A 1,167-nucleotide genomic window follows, 5' to 3' on the forward strand; every position below is an offset into this window, starting at 1 on the left:
GCTGGTGGTCTGGGCTGTTTCCCTTTTGACTACGGATCTTATCACTCGCAGTCTGACTCCCACGGATAAGTCATTGGCATTCGGAGTTTGTCTGAATTCGGTAACCCGATGAGGGCCCCTAGTCCAAACAGTGCTCTACCTCCAAGACTCTTACTACGTGAGGCTAGCCCTAAAGCTATTTCGGAGAGAACCAGCTATCTCCAAGTTCGATTGGAATTTCTCCGCTACCCACACCTCATCCCCGCACTTTTCAACGTGCGTGGGTTCGGGCCTCCAGTAGGTGTTACCCTACCTTCACCCTGGACATGGGTAGATCACCTGGTTTCGGGTCTACAACCACATACTCATTCGCCCTGTTCAGACTCGCTTTCGCTGCGGCTCCGTCTTCTCGACTTAACCTTGCATGTAATCGTAACTCGCCGGTTCATTCTACAAAAGGCACGCCATCACCCATGAACGGGCTCTGACTACTTGTAGGCACACGGTTTCAGGATCTCTTTCACTCCCCTTCCGGGGTGCTTTTCACCTTTCCCTCACGGTACTGGTTCACTATCGGTCACTAGGGAGTATTTAGCCTTGGGAGATGGTCCTCCCTGCTTCCGACGGGATTTCACGTGTCCCGCCGTACTCAGGATCCACTCAGGAGGGAACGAAGTTTCAACTACAGGGTTTTTACCTTCTCTGACGGGCCTTTCCAGGCCTCTTCATTTACCCCGTTCCTTTGTAACTCCATGTAGAGTGTCCTACAACCCCAGAAGGCAAGCCTTCTGGTTTGGGCTAATCCCGTTTCGCTCGCCGCTACTCAGGGAATCGCGTTTGCTTTCTCTTCCTCCGGGTACTTAGATGTTTCAGTTCCCCGGGTCTGCCTTCAATACCCTATGAATTCAGGTAAAGATACTGTTCCATTACGAACAGTGGGTTTCCCCATTCGGAAATCTCCGGATCAAAGCTTACTTACAGCTCCCCGAAGCATATCGGTGTTAGTCCCGTCCTTCATCGGCTCCTAGTGCCAAGGCATCCACCGTGCGCCCTTTCTAACTTAACCTATCGGCAATACTTTGCCAGGTTTCTCTTTTTAATAAAAGAGAGAAAAACTAAAATGGCGATTCTCGGTTCTTACTTTTGCCTTCTTACATATCATTATCTAGTTTTCAAGGAACAATTAAA

Annotated in this window: 1 rRNA gene; it reads right to left on the reverse strand. The window is 49.8% G+C overall.

Annotated elements, in window-relative coordinates:
• Positions 1 to 1,045, reverse strand: a 23S ribosomal RNA gene (locus EV146_RS26675); the annotation flags it as partial.
• Positions 1,046 to 1,167 lie beyond the last annotated feature (122 nt).

Source organism: Mesobacillus foraminis (genome assembly GCF_004340465.1).
Lineage (GTDB): Bacteria > Bacillota > Bacilli > Bacillales > Cytobacillaceae > Mesobacillus_B > Mesobacillus_B foraminis.